Annotated in this window: 15 protein-coding genes and 1 pseudogene; 12 read left to right on the forward strand and 4 right to left on the reverse strand. The window is 57.0% G+C overall.

The features are described from left to right. Together DM373_RS26615 and DM373_RS26620 are read left to right on the forward strand one after the other, a co-directional pair. A partial coding sequence (locus DM373_RS26615) for an efflux RND transporter permease subunit (protein ID WP_167409874.1) occupies positions 1-1068 on the forward strand: 1068 nt, incomplete at its 5' end. Then, positions 1065-1406, forward strand: a complete 342-nt coding sequence (locus DM373_RS26620) for a copper-binding protein (RefSeq protein ID WP_059183357.1) — start codon at positions 1065-1067, stop codon at positions 1404-1406. The genes DM373_RS26615 and DM373_RS26620, both read left to right, overlap by 4 nt. 158 nt (positions 1407-1564) lie before the next feature. Here the strand turns inward: DM373_RS26620 and DM373_RS29370 are convergent. The 3 genes and pseudogenes from DM373_RS29370 to DM373_RS26640 form a co-directional block, all read right to left on the reverse strand. Next, a pseudogene (locus tag DM373_RS29370) lies at positions 1565-1843 on the reverse strand (pyridine nucleotide-disulfide oxidoreductase); the annotation flags it as partial. 365 nt (positions 1844-2208) lie between these two features. Continuing rightward, positions 2209-2883, reverse strand: coding sequence for a heavy metal response regulator transcription factor (locus tag DM373_RS26635; RefSeq protein WP_110996375.1), 675 nt, complete (start codon positions 2881-2883; stop codon positions 2209-2211). 489 nt (positions 2884-3372) lie between these two features. Continuing rightward, positions 3373-4716, reverse strand: coding sequence for an OprD family porin (locus DM373_RS26640; RefSeq protein ID WP_059183356.1), 1344 nt, complete (start codon positions 4714-4716; stop codon positions 3373-3375). Positions 4717-5120: 404 nt separating this feature from the next. Between DM373_RS26640 and DM373_RS26645 the strand changes: the two genes are divergently transcribed. From DM373_RS26645 to DM373_RS29380, 7 genes are all read left to right on the forward strand, one after another. After that, on the forward strand, positions 5121-6392 hold the full coding sequence (locus DM373_RS26645) for a TolC family protein (protein ID WP_139139817.1): 1272 nt from the start codon (positions 5121-5123) through the stop codon (positions 6390-6392). A gap of 68 nt (positions 6393-6460) precedes the next feature. Next, the gene (locus DM373_RS26650; protein WP_059183355.1) at positions 6461-7711 is read left to right on the forward strand and encodes an efflux RND transporter periplasmic adaptor subunit; all 1251 of its coding nucleotides are present in this window, start codon (positions 6461-6463) and stop codon (positions 7709-7711) included. Between the two features lie 24 nt (positions 7712-7735). Beyond that, positions 7736-10897, forward strand: a complete 3162-nt coding sequence (locus DM373_RS26655; RefSeq protein WP_059183354.1) for a CusA/CzcA family heavy metal efflux RND transporter — start codon at positions 7736-7738, stop codon at positions 10895-10897. Between the two features lie 162 nt (positions 10898-11059). Next, complete coding sequence (locus tag DM373_RS26660) at positions 11060-11383, forward strand: DUF2790 domain-containing protein (protein WP_059183353.1); 324 nt, start codon at positions 11060-11062, stop codon at positions 11381-11383. A gap of 202 nt (positions 11384-11585) precedes the next feature. After that, positions 11586-13583 carry a heavy metal translocating P-type ATPase gene (locus DM373_RS26665; protein WP_110996376.1) on the forward strand — a complete coding sequence of 666 codons (1998 nt, stop codon included), beginning with the start codon at positions 11586-11588 and terminating at the stop codon, positions 13581-13583. A gap of 690 nt (positions 13584-14273) precedes the next feature. Continuing rightward, on the forward strand, positions 14274-14951 hold the full coding sequence (locus DM373_RS29375) for a hypothetical protein (RefSeq protein WP_060494134.1): 678 nt from the start codon (positions 14274-14276) through the stop codon (positions 14949-14951). 134 nt (positions 14952-15085) lie between these two features. After that, a complete protein-coding gene (locus DM373_RS29380; protein WP_229609829.1) occupies positions 15086-15709 on the forward strand; it encodes a sensor histidine kinase in 624 nt (207 codons plus the stop codon). Positions 15710-15716: 7 nt separating this feature from the next. On the opposite strand, the gene DM373_RS26675 is transcribed toward DM373_RS29380, so the two are convergent. Further along, positions 15717-16127: a MerR family transcriptional regulator gene (locus tag DM373_RS26675; RefSeq protein WP_059183350.1), complete on the reverse strand. Its 411-nt coding sequence runs from the start codon at positions 16125-16127 to the stop codon at positions 15717-15719. A gap of 636 nt (positions 16128-16763) precedes the next feature. On the opposite strand from DM373_RS26675, the gene DM373_RS26680 reads away from it, so the two are divergent. From DM373_RS26680 to DM373_RS26690, 3 genes are all read left to right on the forward strand, one after another. Then, positions 16764-17201, forward strand: coding sequence for a disulfide bond formation protein B (locus DM373_RS26680; protein ID WP_059183349.1), 438 nt, complete (start codon positions 16764-16766; stop codon positions 17199-17201). Then, positions 17198-17842 (forward strand): DsbA family protein, encoded by a 645-nt coding sequence (locus DM373_RS26685; RefSeq protein WP_110996377.1) that lies wholly within the window; start codon positions 17198-17200, stop codon positions 17840-17842. Before DM373_RS26680 ends, DM373_RS26685 begins: the two co-directional genes overlap by 4 nt. A gap of 578 nt (positions 17843-18420) precedes the next feature. Further along, on the forward strand, positions 18421-20145 hold a 1725-nt coding region (locus tag DM373_RS26690), incomplete at its 3' end, for a heavy metal translocating P-type ATPase (RefSeq protein WP_482822405.1).

Raw genomic sequence — 20145 nt, forward strand, 5'->3', positions numbered from 1 at the left:
TTGGCTATCGAACGGGTAGCGAAGTCTGTACCTGGCGTGACTTCAGCCCTTGCCGAGCGTTTGACCGGAGGGAGATACGTCGATCTCGACATCGACCGCCAGGCTGCTGCCCGTTACGGTTTGAACATCGCCGACGTGCAGGCCATTGTCGCCGGCGCCATTGGTGGCGAAACCATCGGTGAGACGGTCGAAGGGTTGGCGCGTTACCCGATCAGCGTGCGCTATCCCCGCGAATGGCGCGACTCAGTCGACGCCCTGCGTCAGCTACCGATCTACACCGAACAAGGGGGCCAGATCACCCTCGGTACCGTGGCAAATGTGCGAATCGCTGAAGGCCCGCCGATGCTTAAGAGCGAAAACGCCCGACCCTCTGGCTGGGTGTACATCGACGTGCGGGGCCGTGACCTGTCGTCTGTGGTCGCTGACTTGCGTCAGGCAGTTGATAGCGATGTGAAGCTCGATCCAGGAGTGAGTCTGAGCTATTCAGGGCAGTTCGAGTATCTGGAGCGCGCCAACGCACGGTTGGCCTGGGTGGTGCCGGCGACCCTAGCAATCATCTTCGTCCTGCTCTACCTGACCTTTGGCCGCCTCGGCGAAGCGCTGCTGATTATGGGCACCCTGCCTTTCGCCCTCACCGGTGGCGTGTGGTTGCTGTACCTGATGGGTTTCAATCTGTCGGTGGCCACCGGTGTTGGCTTCATTGCCCTGGCCGGGGTCGCGGCGGAATTCGGAGTGATCATGCTGATCTACCTGAACAACGCTTGGTCTGAACGGCAAGCCAATAGCGAGCGCACGCAAGTTGCACTTCTGGAAGCCATTCGCGAGGGCGCGGTGCAGCGCATCCGGCCGAAGGCGATGACAGTGGCAGTTATCGTTGCAGGCTTGTTACCCATTCTCTGGAGCAGCGGGACAGGCAGCGAAGTGATGAGTCGCATCGCCGTACCGATGGTAGGCGGCATGCTGACGGCGCCGTTGCTCTCTCTCTTTGTGATTCCCGCAGCGTATTGGCTAATACGGCGCCGCGAACTTGCAGTAACCCATGATTCCAAACCAGGAGACATCCAATGAAAAAGCTCTACCTCAATGTTGCACTGTTCGTTGCCTTCGCATCAGGCGCGCAAGCCCAAGACTCCATGGTCGGAATGAACATGGACGGAATGGATATGAAGGAAGCCCCATCAGCACCTGCTGCTCACGCTGAAGGTACGGTAAAGGCTATTGACGCCTTGGGCGGTAAAGTGACCCTGGCACATGGACCGGTGCCGGCATTGAAATGGCCAGCCATGACCATGGGCTTCAAAGCTTCTGCGCAGCAGCTCGAACAATTGAAGGTGGGAGACAAAGTAGCGTTTGATTTCCGGATGGAGGGCAGCGCGGCGACGATTGTTGATATCCAAAAAGAGTAGATCGCTTACGCCCATGGGCTATCAGCGAAAGGTACCCCTACAGGACTGATCGCCTTAGGCAACTCCCGAGCAATGCTCGGGAGTTGGGCCGTACATGACCGCCTATCCAAACAAGGCGCCTCCGGATTTCCGGATATTCACATTGGAAATAGGGGAACTCAGGTCTCCACCTTCACCAAAAACTGCTCAATCTCAGCAGCGGTGCTACGGGCTGTACGGGTCACTCCAATCAAGGTCGCCGAGGCAGAACCTGTCCACTCGCCATAACCCACCAGCCAAAGGCCAGGCTCATTCACCGCACGTGTACCTGTAACTTCGACGCGACCGCCTTCAGTGACTACACCAAGACGCACCAAGTGCCCCAGCGCCGGCTTGAATCCGGTACACCAGATCACCGCATCGACTGGGGTCGATGATCCGTCCGCCCAATGCCCGCCTCTTCAACAAGAATATTGACGTGGCAGTACAGATCTTCTGGGCCTCGTAGATAATTGAAAATCCTTGATCTAACGACGCCGCATACCCCTCCTTTGACCGCCGTAGAGGGGAGATTGATAACATCACCGACGCACGGAATAAGTGCTAAGCCATGGTCGCTGTTGAAGATAATTTCAGTTGGACAGGCATCAATCCTGGCATGCGATTGACCTTGCGAAACCTGCTGATAATAAATGCTATACCTCATGTACAGCCTACCTCATTTGTTGGGTGAGGAATCAGCGCCGCGGATCGTAGACAGAAAGCTCAAGCTCGCAAGCGACGGGAGTATATAACTGATTTTCGGTACGAGAGATCTTGGCAATTATCGCTTTTCGAGCACATACCCTACGCCCCGAAGCGTATGTATCAGCTTGGTCTCGAAAGGGTCATCTATCTTGGCTCTGAGTCTTCGAATCGACACCTCTACAACGTTTGTGTCGCAGTCGAAATTCATATCCCAAACCTGCGAGATAATTTGCGTACGGCTCAGCACCACACCGGTATTACGCATCAGGTAATGCAGTAACGCGAATTCTTTCGTGGTCAGGTCTATGCGCTGACCGTCCCTGAATGCCCTGTGTCGGCTCTGATCAAGCTCTAGGTCAGAGACGCGAATGACTTCTACGGATGCGGGGTGATCTGACCTGCGCATCAAGGCGCGAACCCGGGCCAGAAGCTCAGGGAACTCAAATGGCTTGATCAGGTAGTCGTCTGCGCCGTTCTCCAGCCCCCGGACCTTATCCGCCAGCCGGCTTCTCGCCGTCAGCATCATGATGCGGGAAGGGCAATTTTTACGCCGCAACAACTCAAGAACCTGCCAACCGTCCATCTCTGGAAGGTTTATATCGAGAATAATCAGCTCGTATTCGTGCTGCTTGGCCAAGAATAATCCATCTGACCCGGTGTGGACGCAATCTACGACATAGCCACATTCCGTCAGACCTTGACGCACATACTCCGCAGTTTTTACTTCATCCTCAATTACCAGAATTCGCATGGGATTTTGTCTCGATATCACTGAGCAATTAACCGCGCACGCGCGCCGGCATTATTGAAAGGGATGGTAAATCAAAATGAGCGCGTCGGGGCTCAAATGACGGATTTGTAATTTCTAGGTAATACAGTTGATAGTCTAGCGGTATATCTTGTCGCGGTTTGGGTTTGACAGTTGCGGGCCCTCTCTCCAGCAGGTGATTTGACCTTATGAAGTATTGGGTTATTTTCTTCTTTGTGCTGGCTTCGTTCCGCTCAGATGACGGCGAGGTCGCTCACATCGAGGAGACTGGTCATTGGTGTAGTCATGAACTTCACCGACATGCGATGCGTACAATCGAACGCTTACTTGAATTCTAGGCAAAAAAAAGGCGCCCAATGGGCGCCAAATATTCACCTTTTACCAAAGGAGCACTTAAGCCTCTCAAGGTGAATTCGTAATGCTCGTTGTGCTAATAGGACCAGCTAATGAATAACTGGTCCGGCTAGCGAATTACAGAATCGAAAGCGGGTACTCGATGATTACACGAGTTTCATCCAGATCAGATTCGAATGCAGTGGCACGCGTTGTTGCCTGGCGCAACCGGAAGGACAGATCTTTTGCCGGACCGGTTTGGACAACGTATTTGACTTCGACGTCACGTTCCCAACGCTTCTGATTGTCGAGCGGGTTGCCGTTGTCGTCAGTGCGCATGTAGAACTGGTTAGCGTTCGAGTAATCCGCGCCCGAGCCTCTGGCGTAGCGGGTCATGAACGTCAGGCCTGGAATGCCGTAGCTGGTGAAGTTCAGGTCATAGCGCAGCATCCAGGAACGCTCTTTCGGCGAGTTGAAGTCGCTGTACTGGATGGAGTTGTCGACGAAAATCGAGTCCGACTGACGTAGGTAGTCGAAATCGTCGTCTCCGTTGTTGCGCTGGTGCGATAGGGCCAGGGTGTGGGCACCGTAACGCACGCCGACCTTGGCACTCCAGATGTTGTTGTCAAATTCACCCAGGCGCTTCTTACCTTCATCTACGGCTTTGTAGTAGTTGAAGCCACCGATCAGCGCCAGATCGTCGCTCAGCGGGTAAACCACGCTGGTGCCGGCGTAGTACTGATTCCAGACGTCTTTCAGCTGGCTGGCATAGACGCTCACAGTCCAGTTGTCGTTGACCGAGTAGTCACCACCACCGTAACCGATCCATGGCGAGTTGACCGGGCCGCCGTAGAAGGTCACGAAGTTGTCGTTCAGGTCACTGGAGACTGGCTGGCTCATGGCGTGCAGTCGACCACCCTGAAGGGTGAGGCCCTGGATGCTGGTGTTCTCAACGGTCACACCGCGGAAGCTTTCAGGCAGCAGGCGAGAGTCGCCGGATGCAACCACCGGTGTCGATGGGAACACATCACCCACTTTCACGATGGTATCGAACAAGCGGACCTTGGCTGCGCCGCCTACCTTGGTGTATTCGTCGCGAGCTTCGCCCTTGTTATCAACAGGTAGCACGTCGAAGGAGCTACGGCCGCCGTTGCGACCATCACCGGTGTCGAGCTTAAGGCCGATCATGGCGAAGGCATCAACGCCGAAGCCAACGGTACCCTGGGTAAACCCAGAGTTGAATTTGCTGATGATCGCGTGCGCCCAGGCTTCGGAGTAGCCGTTGGTATTGCCCTTGCCACTGTTGTAAGTGGGGGCGGTGCTGTCGCGGTTATCACGGTTGAAGTAGAAGTTACGGTTCAGCACTGTAAGGCTGCTGCCTTCAATGAAGCCTTCGGGCTTGTCTTCAGCTTGTGCCGAAATAGCGTAGCTTCCAGACAGCGCAGAAACTGCCGCCAGGTACAGTGGTACTTTGATTTTCATCCGATGCTCCTTTGATTCACGGCAGTTTTTATTATGTTTACCTGCGCGGGTGTCGTTAATTGTTCTGACCCGGCGGTGCGCCTAGCGTAGCGCGAGCTCATATTTGCAGGCCGAAGATAACGGGAGGGTGATAGGATAATTACAATTTCGTCATCTGCCAGCTATTTGGCGCTTCTACACCGCGTGTTTGCCATCTCCGTTGCTTGTAACGAAATCATAGTGCCGGGTTGGTTTTCCCAGTATTTACGGGCATTACAGAGATTTCTTACGAAATTGTAATTTTCTAGCCACCCCTCTGATAGCTACCGCTCATTAGAGTGCCATCACCTAATCAAGTGGGGCTTGGCAGCTGTTTCGGCGTTCTCGCCAAGCTTTATCGAAGTTTGTGCACGAGGACCATCAAAGTGCCCCGGTATAACCGCAATGTCTTATCTAAGACCTCCGTCACTCCTTGGAAGATCGCCGCCCTTTGCGCGGTCATGGCCGGGTTGATGGCCCCAGAAGCACTTGCTCAAAGCATCAGCTTGCCCCAGGCGCTTTCGACGGCCATGGATGCCAACCCTGACCTGGCCGCGGCCAGGCAAGAGATTGGAATCGCTGATGGTGCTCGCAAGCAGGCCGGGCTTATCCCCAACCCCACTATTTCGTACGACGTAGAAGACACCCGTCGTAACACCAGCACGACGACCGTGTCGCTTAGCCAGACCCTGGAGCTGGGGGGTAAGCGAGGAGCTCGTGTCGACGTCGCCACTTACGGGCAGACCGCCGCACAGCTGGAGTTGGACCGTCGCGTGAACGGTCTGCGTGCAGACGTCGTACAGGCCTTCTACGCCGCGTTGCGGGCCCAGACAGGCCTTGACCTGGCCAAACAATCTCTCGAACTGACTGAGCGCGGCCTCCGCATCGTCGATGGCCGTGTTCGCGCAGGTAAATCGTCCCCAGTAGAGGCCACCCGCGCCCAGGTGCAACTGGCCGAAGCCAAGCTTCAAGTTCGACGTGCCGAAACGGAAAAGACGACCGCTTACCAGCAGCTCGCGCAAATTACCGGGAGCTCGGTCACGGTCTTTGATCGACTCGAATCGCCAACCCTCTCCCCGGGGTTGCCACCGCAGACTGAAGAGCTGCTGGCAAAGCTCGATCAGACCGCAGAAATGCGCCAGGCCGTGGTGCAGATCGACAAGAGCGATGCCTCGCTCGGTTCAGAGAAAGCTCAGCGTATCCCGAATCTTACTGTCAGCGTAGGCAGCCAGTACGACCGCTCTGTGCGCGAGCGGGTCAACACTGTGGGCCTGTCTATGCCTCTGCCGCTGTTTGATCGTAACCAAGGCAACATTCTTTCCGCTTCTCGACGTGCCGATCAGGCCCGAGACCAGCGCAATGCTGTGGAGCTGCGCCTGCGCACCGAAACCCAAACCGCGTTGAACCAGTGGTCCACCGCAATGCAGGAGGTCGAGTCCTACGACAAGACCATTCTGCCGTCAGCCCAACAAGCCGTAGAGACCGCAACCCGCGGCTTCGAGATGGGCAAATTCGGCTTCATCGAAGTGCTGGATGCCCAGCGCACCTTGATCGTCGCTCGTGGCCAATACCTCGAATCGTTGGCAGCGGCGACCAATGCGCGTGCGCAGGTGGAAAGGGTTTATGGCGAAGTCGGCTCAACTGCCGGCGCTCGCTGAACGGGCCAAACATTTTCTTCGGCACCCAGCCTTGAACAAGCCGGTGCCAACGATCAGCAGGAGTAGCAATGGATAATAAACGCAAGATCGCCCTCGCGGTAGCCGCTGTGGCAGCCCTCGGATTTGGCAGCCTTGCCTGGAACAACAGTTCCGAGCAGCAGGCCGCTAGTACCGCCGAGCACGGTGCTAACGACGGTCATGGCGACGAAAAGAAAGCCGCATCTGCCGCCATAGAGGAGGGTGATGAGGGTCATGGAGAAGAGGGCCACAGCGAAGAGGGTGGTGAAGAAGAGGGCAAGCTGACGCTCAGCGCTGAACAGATCAAGGCAGCCGGTGTTGCCCTGGAAGCTGCAGCGCCTCGTGATCTCGGTACTGTCGTGAGCTTCCCGGGCGAGATCCGCTTCGACGAAGACCGCACTGCCCACGTCGTTCCTCGTGTCCCTGGCGTTGTTGAAGCGGTGCAGGCGGACCTGGGTGAGACGGTCAAAAAGGGTCAGGTCCTCGCTGTAATCGCCAGCCAGCAGATCTCTGACCTGCGCAGTGAACAACAGGCCGCACAGCGTCGCGTCGAACTGGCGCGTGTGACCTTTGAGCGTGAGAAACAGCTGTGGCAGGACAAGATCTCTGCTGAGCAAGACTACCTCCAAGCACGCCAAGCGCTGCAAGAAGCGGAGATCTCCTTGGCCAACGCCAAGCAGAAGGTCGGCGCGATCGGTGCCTCGGTTAACTCCGTTGGCGGTAATCGTTACGAACTCCGAGCTCCCTTCGACGCCGTGGTAGTGGAGAAACACCTGACCGTTGGCGAAGTCGTTAGCGAGGCGACCAACGCCTTCATCCTTTCCGACCTGAACCAGGTCTGGGCAACCTTCGCCGTCCCACCTACAGATCTGGGCAAGGTCACGACTGGTCGTGCGGTGAAAGTCTCTTCGCCTGATATGAACGTCGAGGTCGAAGGGAAGGTGGGTTATGTCGGCAGCCTGCTGGGCGAGCAAAACCGTGCAGCTACTGTCCGCGTCACCTTGACCAACCCCAACGGTGCCTGGCGTCCAGGCCTGTTCGTGAACATTGCGGTCACTTCCCAGACTGATCGAGTTGCCGTAGCGGTCCCTGAGCACGCAGTGCAGACCGTTGAAGACAAACCCTCGGTATTCGTACGAACCCCAGAAGGTTTTGACACCCGCCCGGTAAAACTGGGTCGTCGCGACAATGGGTACGTGGAAATCATCGACGGTATTGAAGCCGGCGCCCAGGTAGCAACCAGTGGCAGCTTCACACTCAAGTCTGAGCTCGGCAAAGCTTCTGCCGAACACGGTCACTGATGCGAACTGACAGGATGATTTCTCATGTTTGAACGTATCATCAGATTCGCCATCGAGCAGCGCATCGTAGTAATGATCGCTGTTCTGATCATGGCGGGTATCGGTATCTACAGCTATCAAAAGCTGCCCATCGATGCGGTACCCGATATCACCAACGTTCAGGTGCAGATTAACACTGCAGCGCCTGGTTATTCGCCTTTGGAAACCGAACAACGGATCACGTTTCCTGTTGAAACGGCCATGGCCGGTCTCCCGGGCCTTCAGCAGACCCGTTCCCTGTCTCGCTCTGGCCTGTCTCAGGTCACCGTGATCTTCAAGGATGGCACTGACATCTTCTTTGCCCGCCAGTTAATCAACGAGCGGCTGCAGGTTGCGAAGGAACAGCTGCCAGACGGTGTAGAAGCCGTCATGGGTCCGGTATCTACCGGCCTCGGCGAGATCTTCCTGTGGACCGTTGAAGCCGAAGATGGCGCGGTCAAAGAGGACGGTACACCGTACACCCCGACCGACCTGCGCGTGATCCAGGACTGGATCATCAAGCCTCAGCTGCGCAATGTGCCGGGTGTAGCGGAGATCAACACCATCGGCGGCTACGCCAAGCAGTTCCTGGTTGCGCCGGATCCAAAGCGCCTGGCTACCTACAAGCTGACCCTCAATGACCTGGTCGCAGCGTTGGAAAGTAACAACGCCAACGTCGGCGCCGGCTACATCGAGCGTAATGGTGAGCAGTTGCTCATCCGTGCGCCAGGTCAGGTAAGCAGCATCGAAGACATCGCCAACATCGTGATCACCAGCGTGGATGGTGCACCGATTCGCATCAGCAGCGTTGCTGACGTCAGCATCGGCAAAGAGCTCCGAACAGGTGCTGCTACTGAGAACGGCCGCGAAGTCGTGCTCGGTACTGTGTTCATGCTGATTGGTGAAAACAGCCGTACCGTATCTCAAGCTGTCGCCGCCAAACTGGCGGACATCAACCGCACCCTGCCAAAGGGCGTGGTGGCCGTGACCGTTTACGACCGCACCAATCTGGTTGAAAAAGCCATCGCTACGGTGAAGAAGAACCTGGTGGAAGGTGCGATTCTGGTAATTGCCATTCTGTTCCTGTTCCTCGGCAACATCCGTGCTGCACTGATCACCGCGATGGTGATCCCGCTGTCCATGCTGTTCACCTTCACAGGCATGTTCAACAACAAGGTCAGTGCCAACCTAATGAGTTTGGGGGCACTCGACTTCGGCATCATCGTCGACGGTGCTGTGGTGATCGTAGAAAACGCGATCCGACGACTGGCTCATGCGCAGCATAAGCATGGCCGCATGCTCACCAAAACCGAACGCTTCCATGAGGTCTTTGCTGCGGCGCGAGAAGCTCGCCGGCCGCTGATCTTCGGTCAGCTAATCATTATGGTGGTGTACCTGCCGATCTTCGCCCTCACCGGCGTCGAAGGTAAAATGTTCCACCCGATGGCCTTTACCGTCGTGATGGCGCTGCTGGGAGCAATGATCCTGTCCGTTACCTTTGTTCCTGCAGCTATTGCCATGTTCGTCACTGGCAAGGTAAAGGAAGAGGAAGGCGTGGTCATGCGCACAGCTCGACAGCGCTATGAGCCAGTTCTGCAATGGGTGCTGGGACATCGGAACATCGCTTTCTCGGCCGCAGTAGCCTTGGTCGTGCTCAGCGGTGTACTGGCAAGTCGGATGGGTAGCGAGTTCATCCCAAGCCTCAGTGAGGGCGATTTCGCGATGCAGGCGATGCGTGTGCCTGGAACGAGCCTCACTCAGTCCGTAGAGATGCAACAGCGCTTGGAGAAAGCGGTGATGGCGCAGGTTCCCGAGGTAGAGCGGATGTTCGCTCGGTCGGGTACTGCAGAAATCGCTTCTGACCCAATGCCGCCTAACGCTTCCGACGCCTACATCATGCTCAAGCCGCAGGACCAGTGGCCGGACCCCAAGAAGTCACGTGATGAGCTAATCGCTGAAGTGCAGAAAGCCGCTGAAGGTATTCCAGGGAGTAACTATGAGTTGTCCCAACCAATCCAGCTGCGTTTCAACGAACTGATTTCGGGTGTGCGTAGTGACGTCGCTGTGAAGGTCTTCGGCGATGATATGGACGTGCTCAACAATACTGCCAACAAGATCGCAGCAGTGCTCAGAGCGGTCCCGGGCTCGTCGGAAGTGAAAGTTGAACAGACATCCGGTCTGCCGGTCCTAACCATCAATATTGACCGTGAAAAAGCTGCGCGCTACGGCCTAAATATCGCGGATGTTCAGAACTCGATCGCTATCGCGGTGGGTGGCCGTCAGGCCGGTACGCTGTATGAAGGCGATCGGCGCTTCGACATGGTGGTACGCCTGCCTGAGACCGTTCGCACCGACGTGGCGGGTATGTCTAGCCTGCTGATCCCGGTACCTGCCAATGCGGCCCAGGGCGCCAATCAGATCGGCTTCATCCCGCTGTCGCAGGTTGCGAATCTAGACCTGCAACTGGGACCGAACCAGATCAGCCGCGAGAACGGCAAACGTCTAGTGATCGTTAGTGCAAACGTTCGAGGCCGCGACCTGGGATCCTTCGTTGAGGAAGCAGCAGCCTCGCTGGATACTAAGGTGCAAATTCCCGCCGGCTACTGGACCACTTGGGGTGGCCAGTTCGAGCAGCTGCAGTCGGCAGCCAAGCGTCTGCAGATCGTTGTTCCAGTCGCCTTGCTGTTGGTCATGACCTTGTTGTTCCTGATGTTCAACAACCTGAAGGACGGCATGCTGGTCTTCACTGGTATTCCATTCGCACTCACTGGTGGTGTTGTGGCGCTGTGGCTGCGGGACATCCCTCTGTCGATCTCGGCAGGTGTCGGCTTCATCGCACTGTCCGGCGTTGCAGTACTGAACGGCCTGGTGATGATTGCCTTCATCCGCGGGCTAAGAGAGGAGGGGCGGACGCTCAGGCAGGCAGTCGATGAAGGCGCATTGACCCGTTTGCGACCTGTTCTGATGACAGCTTTGGTAGCGTCCCTGGGCTTCATCCCGATGGCTTTGGCCACCGGTACCGGTGCAGAAGTTCAGCGGCCATTGGCGACAGTGGTGATTGGTGGGATCCTGTCCTCCACCGCACTGACCTTGCTCGTACTGCCTGCCCTGTATCACTGGGCACACCGTAAGGATGAAGACGGCGAGGAGGCCGAAGTGGTTAGCTAACAGCCTCCGCTAGAGAGAAGCCCACAACACGTGTTGTGGGCTTTTTTGTTTAAAGTGAAGTAGATGCACTTACCTTTCAAAATTGTAAGTTTCTCGTCATGCCGGTGATGCCTATGCATTGCTAAGGTTATGCCCGAGAAGATTTGAAATTGAGAGGGTTTTATGAAAAAGATAATTATCGCTGCTGCACTTGTTGTTTTCTCGATGGCTTCGCAGGCCAACACTTTCTCCGAGAGCAAGCAGCTGCAATACACCAAGGAACACCAGACCGCAGTGGCTACGTACGCAGAGAAGAATGGCAAGCCAATGCCAGAGATTCAGGATTACAAATATGGTATGAAGATAGACGTTGCTAAGTTCGTGCGTCAGTCGCAGGACCCCCGTACTTGCCAAGTCTACCCACGGTTGATGACCTTCGAGGACTCCCAGGGCACGCTCAAGACCGTTCGTTACTCGATGTATTCGCAATGTATCAACAACAAGTAGTAAGCAAGTTGAACAGAACAACTAGAGCATTCATAAATGCCAGGCAGCGCCTGGCATTTTTTATTACGCCCGATACCACCATAGGTTCGGAATGTTAACGCCTGGGCCCGGGCAAACCGTGCATTAGATGTTAGCTAATTAATAGCGACGGCTCCCAACTGCAGAGGGCAATTGGAAGCCTTGACCCCAGAAGGGACGAGTTATGAAGAGTTTGATTGAACGCCCTGATGATCAAGCCGGGCATGAAGGTCATAGCCATGAGCATGGCGGCATTTTTGGCATGAACACCGAGCTGATTTTCGCGCTGATCTGTGGTGCTCTCCTGGGGGCCGGAGCCCTCGCAGGAAAACTCGACCTAATTGATCGACTACAGCTGGTTTTGTACGTGTCGGCCTACGTTTTCGGTGGATGGTTCACCACCAAGGAAGCGATCAGCAATATCCGCCAGAAACGCTTTGACATCGATTCGCTAATGCTTCTCGCCGCAGCCGGTGCCGCGAGCATTGGCGCCTGGGCGGAGGGGGCTCTGCTGCTGTTCCTGTTCAGTTTGGGGCATTCCCTTGAAAGCTACGCGATGGGGCGGGCGAAGAAAGCGATTGAGGCTCTGTCCAAGCTCGCACCGGCCACCGCTATCGTACGCAGAACAAACGGAACGCAGGAAATGCCGGTGGAGCTTCTCGTTCCCGGTGACGTTGTCATCGTGCGTCCCAATGACCGCCTGCCTGCCGATGGCTTTGTGGTTGTAGGCTCCTCAAGCATTAACCAGGCGCCGGTGACCGGTGAGAGCGTCCCCGTTGACAAGCAGCCTGTAGTTGATGCTGAACTCGCACGGAGCAAGCCAGATGCAGTGGACGCAGCCTCCAAAGTCTTCGCCGGTACCATCAATGGCGAAACGCTCATCGAAGTTGAGGTAACACGGCGCTCCACTGAAAGTACTCTGGCGCGGGTCATCAAGATGGTCAGTGAAGCGGAGGTCAGGAAGTCACCGACCCAGCGATTCACGGACCGCTTTCAACGCGTATTCGTCCCGTTAGTTTTGCTGCTAGTGGTAGGGTTGATCTTTGCCGGCATTTTCCTTGACGAGCCGTTCCGTGACTCGTTCTACCGGGCGATGGCCGTACTGGTTGCAGCCAGCCCCTGCGCGCTTGCGATCGCAACACCAAGCGCCATTCTATCGGGCATCGCCAGGGCAGCTCGTGGTGGGGTACTGATCAAGGGCGGTGCGCCGCTTGAAGAGCTTGGCTCCTTGAATGCCATGGCATTCGACAAGACCGGTACCCTGACCGAAGGGCGCCCACGTATCACCGATGTAATACCCGTAGGCGGTACGCAGATTGAGGATTTACTAAACGTCGCCATCGCAGTGGAGTCGATGAGCGACCACCCGCTGGCTGCGGCAATTGTGCGTGACGGTGAAGAGATGATTGGCACATGGCGCCGATTCCAAGCCAAGAACATGACCAACATGATTGGTCGCGGCGTGCGTGCTGAGCTTGATGGGCAGTTCGTCTGGATTGGCAAGGTCGAGATGTTCGGTACTGATGGTGTTCCCGCACTGAGCAAAGCAGCCTTGGAGGCTGCAGAGCGTCTGCGTCAGTCGGGCCGCACTACCATGGTGGTACGTCGCGCCGACAAGGATCTGGGCGCTATCGGGTTACTGGATACCTCCCGAGAGGGAGCCAAAGAGGCACTCCAAAAACTCAGAGAGATGGGCATCGGCCGTATGGTCATGATTTCTGGTGACCACAACCGCGTTGCGGAAGCTGTAGCCAGACAAGTTGGCTTGGATGAGGCTTGGGGAGACCTGATGCCGGAGGACAAGGTCAAAGCCATCAAGAATCTCCGCCTTAGCTCCAGTGTAGCTATGGTGGGTGACGGCGTGAATGATGCCCCTGCCATGGCCAACTCAAGCGTGGGCATCGCAATGGGAGCTGCGGGATCCGATGTGGCTCTGGAAACGGCTGATATCGCGCTTATGGCTGACGACATCAGGCAACTCCCCTTTGCGGTGGGGCTGAGCCGTCACACGCGATCGATCATTCGCCAGAACCTGTTCGTCAGCTTGGGGATTGTGGCCATCCTCGTTCCGTCAACCATCATGGGTTTGAGCATTGGCGCTGCTGTTGCGATCCATGAGGGCTCAACACTGTTGGTAGTATTCAACGCCTTACGTCTGTTGGCCTACCCTAAAGGCACCTAATTTTCATTATAAAAATGTCCCTGTCGACATAGAGAACGGCGCTTTTTATCGCTGCTGGTGCCCAGCTTGGTGAACAGTCCCTGAGCTGGCGCATCCCTGTCCGATGACATCGCGCCGCCAGGCTATCCGGGCATGCTGATTTTTACGATCCGTCCGGGTATCTAAACCAGCGGTCTTGGTTAAAACCAAGGGGGTAGGCCCGGAACGATGGCGCTTGTCACTGATATGTTTGCCGCAGAGATTCAGGAAAATGACGTTGCCTAGCTTGCCATCGCGGTCAGACAGCATGGGCGAGAGTGGTACCAGCTGCCGATGGAAGATGATCAACCACTTCCAAAGCCGTAACAGCCATCTCGTTGCGGAGATCAAGTTGATTTTACTTAGACCGGAAGACTTGGAGCGGGGGCTTGGCTAAATCTTCTCCATATTCCGGCGAGTCCTCTTCTGGCATCGGATTTGCTGATCCTCAGTGCGCCTGCTTTTACGTTGCTTCGCAGAGTGCGAAAATTGAAGGTTTCTATGACCGGTGAACAGCTTTCTTAGCCAGAACGTGAAGATTGCAGTAATGCTGCGATGGAGATATCCCCCAATACTGGGTAAGCCCATTCTTTTCCCCATGTATAGGGGAGGTGAATTAGCAACTTTCTCGGCCGGCACCTGCTAAGGACCTGCCGAGGACCAGGAGGCGTGATGGGATTGTTTTCTGGACGGATGCGCACCTGGCAATTTCGGGCGAGGCCTCCTGAGCGTTCTGAACCGCTCAACCTGATGCTGCGTTTCTCGCTGACCAGTTTCATCATCATCGGCGCGGTGGCTCTCGGCCTTGCCGGGTTTTCAACGCGCTTTCTGGTCAATGAAAGCTTGGAACGCGATGCGTTGCTTTCGGCTCAATTCATCCAGTCGATCGCCGTTGGTGAAATTCGTCACCATGACCTGACGGGGATGAAGATGGGTGACGTCTTGTCCGCTGTGCGTTACGGCATGCTCACGCGGGGCACCGCAGAGAATCGTCAGCGGGCGCGATTAGAGTTTCTCGATCACCTGTCCAACCTTCCAGACCTTCTGTTGGCCACCATCTTCTCGCCGGACAAAGAGGTCATCTGGTCCACCAACCCTCAATTGGTGGGCCGCAAGCTTGAACACGATAGCGTGCTGGATAGCGCTTTTCGCTCAGGGGGCGAGTCAGTGCCCGGTACGACGAAGTCGAGCCTGGCAAACCAGAGCAACAGTTCACTCGGTCACCGAAAATGTTCTTCGTCGAGAACTACATTCCCTTGCTGGATGATCAAGGCAAGGTCTTGGCGATGGTCGAGATCTACAAGGAGCCAGTCGATCTCTTCGAGCGGTTGGAGCGCGGTCGCAGGCTGATCTGGGCCGCAACAGCACTGGGTGGGATGGCAATCTACTTCGGTCTGTTCTGGATCGTGTGGCGAGCGGCGCGACTGCTGACCGAGCAGCAGGACCAGTTGGTGGCAAACAAGACGTATGCCGGCTTGGTGGAGATGTCCACCGCAGTCGCACACAGTCTGCGCAACCCATTGGCAAGCATCCGCAGCAGTGCGGAACTGGCACAGGTCATGCCAAGTCAGCCAGCCGTTGGAAACATCGCGGATATCATTGCGCAGGTCGACCGGATGTCGGGGTGGGTGAATGATCTGCTGCAATACCTGCGGTCGCTGCGCGGCGAGGCAGAATCCGTGGACCTGGTGGCCATCACCCGTGAGGCGGTGAGCAGTTTCGAGGCACAGCTTCAGCAATCGCGGATTCGCACTACGCTGGCGATCAGCGGTAAGGTCGAGGTGATCAGTCACACCTTGTTGCTGGGACAGGTCCTCAACAGTGTGCTGGCCAATGCGATCGAGGCGATGCCAGAGGGCGGAGAATTGCGCTTGTCGCTAAAGCGCTCAGGCACCGCCGAAGCACTTCTGTTGATTGACGACACCGGCCCCGGGATTTCCCGTCAGCAGGAGATATCCGCGTTCAAATCGTTCTACACCACCAAGCAGGGTGGCCTGGGCATCGGCCTGTTCATGGTCAGCCAGGTGATGGAGCATTTTGGCGGCGAGGCGACGTTGCTCAACCTCGAACCGCAAGGCACCCGAGCCAGCCTGCGCTTCCGTTGCTGAACAAGAGTCAGCAGTCGTGCCGGGTCAGCGACTCGATGATGCGACACTCTTCGATCACACCGCCTTTGCAACATCCCAGCAGCCGCTGCAATTCAGCCTCAAGGGCTTTCAGGTCGCGTATGCGGCTTTTCACCTGACTCAATTGTTGGGCGACCTTCGCGTCCACGGCCGCACAGGACGCTTCGCGGTGGTCAGCGAACCCCAGAAGCTCACGGACATCATCGAGGGTGAAACCCAGGCCACGGCTGCGGCGCACAAACAGCAGCCTGTCACGCTCAGCTTCCCCGTAGATCCGGTAGCCCGCGGCGGTGCGGCCACTTGGCGGCAGCAGCCCGAGCTGCTCGTAGTAACGGATGGTCACGGCCTTCGTCTGCGTCGCCTTGGCCAGTTCACCGATGCTCAACGTTGTTTCGCTCATGGAGCTTGACCTTATAGTTGCTATAACCCTGAGTCTACGCGAACCGACTTGAGGGAGCGAACTGCATGAAGTACGGCGCGGATCTATGTCCTTGTGAGTAGTGGGGCGACACGTTTGCCGCGAGGGCTGCTTGTGGCCGCTTGGTTTCTCGCGTTGGCGCTGAATGTGATGCTCTGGGGGCAGGAAGTGGTGTTGGCTCAAGCGCCTGGGGTGATTTGTCTTGTTCAGTTGATGCTGCTCGTGCCAATCCTGTGGCTGGCGTCGACAGCGCTGTATCGCCACGGCCAGAGCGCCCTTTATCGGGGGCTACTCTCAGCGGCAGCAGCAGGCACGCTGGCCTCTTCGATCTGCTGGTGTATTTGCAGCCGGACATTGGCCCAGCAGAGGGTAACATCCGCTGGGTTCGACATGCCGGCGAAACCATAGGGCCGCTGCCTTCGGCATTGCTCGCGGTTCTGATCGTAGTCTGCTTACTCAACTGCCAACTCCAGGCGTACTGGGAGGCCCGGGCAAGTCAGTGATACGCACAGAGCACCAGGGTTGACCTTATAGCCGCTAGAACCCTGATGCTTATACTCAGACCCTCGACAGTGTTGATTGTCGATTCCGCCTCAGAACTCGACCGGGCTTCTCTCTATGGATGCAACATCAAAAACGTTACCGAGCGACGCCGGGCTGCTGTTCACGGCTTGGTTGCTGGCACTCGTTTCGACGCTGGTAGTGCTGTTCGTGGGTGAAGTTATGGGGCAGGAGCCCTGCGTGTTGTGCTGGTATCAACGAGCGTTCATGTTCCCGCTGGCCATCATGCTTGCCGTCGCGACGGTACGGTGTGATTCGGACATCTGGCGCTATGCCGTACCACTCGCAGCCGCGGGTTGGCTTGCAGCCCTGTATCACAACCTTTTGTACTTCGCCGTCATCCCGGAAGCCATCAAGCCCTGCGGCACAGGTCCTTCATGCTCAGGAGTGGACATGACGATGATGGGCGTACTGCCCTTGCCCTCACTCTCGCTGGCTGCATTCACCCTCCTGATCATTCTTCTCTTGCTTCTTCGTCGGAACGCCAAACCATGAGCAGACGCACTGCGGTCATCATCATCAGCCTCCTTGCCATCGCGGGTTTCCTGGCGGCTGCATTCATCTACAAAGGTAAAGAGCCCGCACCGGAGGTGGCCGTGCCGGTGCAATCCACCAGCGCGCTGCTGCGTTTCAATGCACCCAGTTTCGGGCCCGCCAAGGCTCCAGTCACCATTGTGGAGTTCTTCGACCCATCATGTGAAAGCTGCCGGGCGTTCTATCCGATCGTCAAACAGATGATGGCCAAACACCCCGAGGACGTCAGGCTGGTCCTGCGCTATGTGCGCTTGCACGTTGGCTCTGAGGAGGCCATTCGCTTACTGGAGGCTGCGCGCAAGCAGGGTGTATTTGCGCCTGTGCTGGAAGCCGTCCTGGAATCTCGGCCGCAATGGCATGACGACGCCACGGCTGCGGCTGCGTGGGAAGCCGCTGCCTTGGCCGGATTGGACGTCGACAAAGCGCGCTCGCACATGATGTCGCCGGACATCATCGCAGCCATCGAGCGAGACACTCAGGATGCCAAAACACTGGGGGTCAAAGGCACGCCGACATTCTTCGTGAATGGCAAGCCGCTGCTGTCATTTGGTGCGCAACCGCTGTACGACCTGATCCGTAGCGAGATCAGCCAGTCACGCTGAGCGTGACCTAACTGTCAACGATGCCCCTTGTCCCTATAGTCGCTATAGGGTGTTTACTGATGTCCATCGATGCTCAGGAACTGCCTATGAAAAGCTGCTGCGGTGACAAACCCTCCAACACCAAAGGCGCTGTCGAAGTGTTCGACCCAGCGGCAGCGGCTGATGTGAATGCTCAATCCTCATCCTGCTGCCAGGGGAATTCGCCGAAGCTGTCTGCCCAGGAGTCTGGCCTTTACAAGTTAGCCGAGCCGGTAGGTAGCCCTGCACCGGACAAGCAGGAAGAACAAGCTGATGCATGCTGCACCTCAGGGGAGGCGTGCAAGGTTGAGACTGAGCAGTCCTCGGTCGAGAGCTGTGCGACAGGCTGTTGCGCTTCGTCTCCGGTTGCACGAGCCGCATCGTCCTCCACGCTGTATGCACTGGCGGAGCCAGCAACTGCCGCGAACGCTTCTACTCCGCTGTTCGTCCATGCCAGCGCTAATGTGAAGGTTGATGAATCGCGTGCGCCCACGGGAGAGCGGCGCGGTCAGTTCGAAAGATTCAGCATCGCCCAAATGTGCTGCCCAACCGAGCAGACCATGATCGAAGCGAAACTGAAGAAGGTCACCGGCATTCATGCCCTGGAATTCAACATGATGAACAGGACGATGGGTGTCTGGCACGAGCTGGCTGACAGTAGCCAGATCGTGGCCGCCATTCATGCACTGGGCATGCAAGCCGTGCCGGCGGCTTCGTCTGGGCAGGGCAGCGACTCGGCAGCCAAGGTTGTAGCGCCCAATGCCCACGTAAGCCGCTGGTGGACCATTGGATTGGCCGGGATCGCCGCAGTGTTCTCGGAAGTGCTGCACTTCACCGCCGCCGCACCTGAGTGGGTGGTGGCCCTTATGGCCTTGTTGGCCATCGCGTTGGGAGGTCCGTCCACCTACAAGAAGGGTTGGATTTCGCTGCGTAACCTGAACCTGAACATCAATGCGCTGATGAGCATTGCTGTCACGGGTGCGGCGCTCATTGGCCAATGGCCGGAAGCGGCGATGGTCATGGTGCTGTTCACGCTGGCCGAGCGGGTTGAGGCGAGATCCCTGGATCGCGCACGCAATGCAATCAAAGGCCTGATTGATCTGACGCCTGACCGCGCCACAGTGCAGCAGCACGATGGCAGTTGGCGGGAGGTCGAGGTCAAAGGTGTTGAGCTGTGGGCTATTGTGCGCGTGCGCCCAGGCGAGCGCATAGGCCTGGATGGTGAGGTGATCTCGGGGAGTTCGGCGGTCAATCAGGCTCCGATCACCGGTGAGAGCTTGCCCGTGGACAAGACTGTGGGTGACCCCGTGTATGCGGGCACGGTCAACGAGTCTGGCTCGGTCGAGTACCGCGTGACGGCCAAGGCCAGCGATACGACATTGGCGCGGATTATCCACGCGGTCGAGGAGGCACAGAACTCGCGGGCGCCGACTCAGCGATTCGTGGATCGTTTTGCCCGAATCTATACACCGGCAGTGTTCTTTTTCGCGGTTGCCATTGCGGTCGTCCCACCACTGTTCATGGCTGGCGTCTGGACCGAATGGATCTACCGTGCGCTCGTTCTGTTGGTGGTCGCTTGTCCTTGCGCGTTGGTCATTTCAACGCCGGTAACCATCGTCAGCGGGCTGACTGCCGCGACGCGGAAGGGGATTCTCGTCAAAGGCGGTATCTACCTAGAGCTTGGCGCCAAGCTCAGTTTCATTGCCTTCGATAAGACCGGGACACTGACACATGGCAAACCCGTACAAACAGATTACCGTCTGTGGGGTGAAGTCGCTGACGTTTCCCCTGAACTGATCGCGGCCAGCCTGGCGGTCCGCTCCGACCACCCGGTTTCCCAGGCAATCGCCAAAGCAGCGTCGGATTCGCTGGACCAGTTGGCCGATGTCGAGCAGTTCGAGGCGCTGCCAGGGCGAGGCATCCAGGGTGTCATTGGCGGTCACCTCTACTACCTGGGCAATTACCGCCTTGTCAGTGAGCTGAGCTTGACCACACCCATCCTTACCGGCGCCATGGATGCGCTGGAGCGTGAGGGTAAAACGGTAGTTGCGCTGCTCGACACACAACGTGTGCTTGCCATTTTCGGAGTGGCCGACACTATCAAACCTTCGAGCCAAAAGGCCATCGAGGCTCTCCACCAACTCGGCATCAAGACTGCGATGCTGTCTGGCGACAACGAGCATACCGCTGAGGCCATTGGTAGGAGCCTAGGCATCGACCAGGCGCGCGGAAACTTGCTTCCAGCAGATAAGCTCGATGTGATTGGCAAGCTCCAGAAGGCCAAT

It is taken from the genome of Pseudomonas sichuanensis, from assembly GCF_003231305.1.
In the GTDB taxonomy this organism is placed as follows: domain Bacteria; phylum Pseudomonadota; class Gammaproteobacteria; order Pseudomonadales; family Pseudomonadaceae; genus Aquipseudomonas; species Aquipseudomonas sichuanensis.

Coding starts and splice junctions, on each gene's coding strand:
- DM373_RS26620 (WP_059183357.1), top strand. CDS start 1,065: ATGAAAAAGCTCTACCTCAATGTTGCACTGTTCGTTGCCTTCGCATCA.
- DM373_RS26635 (WP_110996375.1), bottom strand. CDS start 2,883: ATGCGAATTCTGGTAATTGAGGATGAAGTAAAAACTGCGGAGTATGTG.
- DM373_RS26640 (WP_059183356.1), bottom strand. CDS start 4,716: ATGAAAATCAAAGTACCACTGTACCTGGCGGCAGTTTCTGCGCTGTCT.
- DM373_RS26650 (WP_059183355.1), top strand. CDS start 6,461: ATGGATAATAAACGCAAGATCGCCCTCGCGGTAGCCGCTGTGGCAGCC.
- DM373_RS26655 (WP_059183354.1), top strand. CDS start 7,736: ATGTTTGAACGTATCATCAGATTCGCCATCGAGCAGCGCATCGTAGTA.
- DM373_RS26660 (WP_059183353.1), top strand. CDS start 11,060: ATGAAAAAGATAATTATCGCTGCTGCACTTGTTGTTTTCTCGATGGCT.
- DM373_RS26665 (WP_110996376.1), top strand. CDS start 11,586: ATGAAGAGTTTGATTGAACGCCCTGATGATCAAGCCGGGCATGAAGGT.
- DM373_RS29375 (WP_060494134.1), top strand. CDS start 14,274: ATGGGATTGTTTTCTGGACGGATGCGCACCTGGCAATTTCGGGCGAGG.
- DM373_RS29380 (WP_229609829.1), top strand. CDS start 15,086: ATGTCCACCGCAGTCGCACACAGTCTGCGCAACCCATTGGCAAGCATC.
- DM373_RS26675 (WP_059183350.1), bottom strand. CDS start 16,127: ATGAGCGAAACAACGTTGAGCATCGGTGAACTGGCCAAGGCGACGCAG.
- DM373_RS26680 (WP_059183349.1), top strand. CDS start 16,764: ATGGATGCAACATCAAAAACGTTACCGAGCGACGCCGGGCTGCTGTTC.
- DM373_RS26685 (WP_110996377.1), top strand. CDS start 17,198: ATGAGCAGACGCACTGCGGTCATCATCATCAGCCTCCTTGCCATCGCG.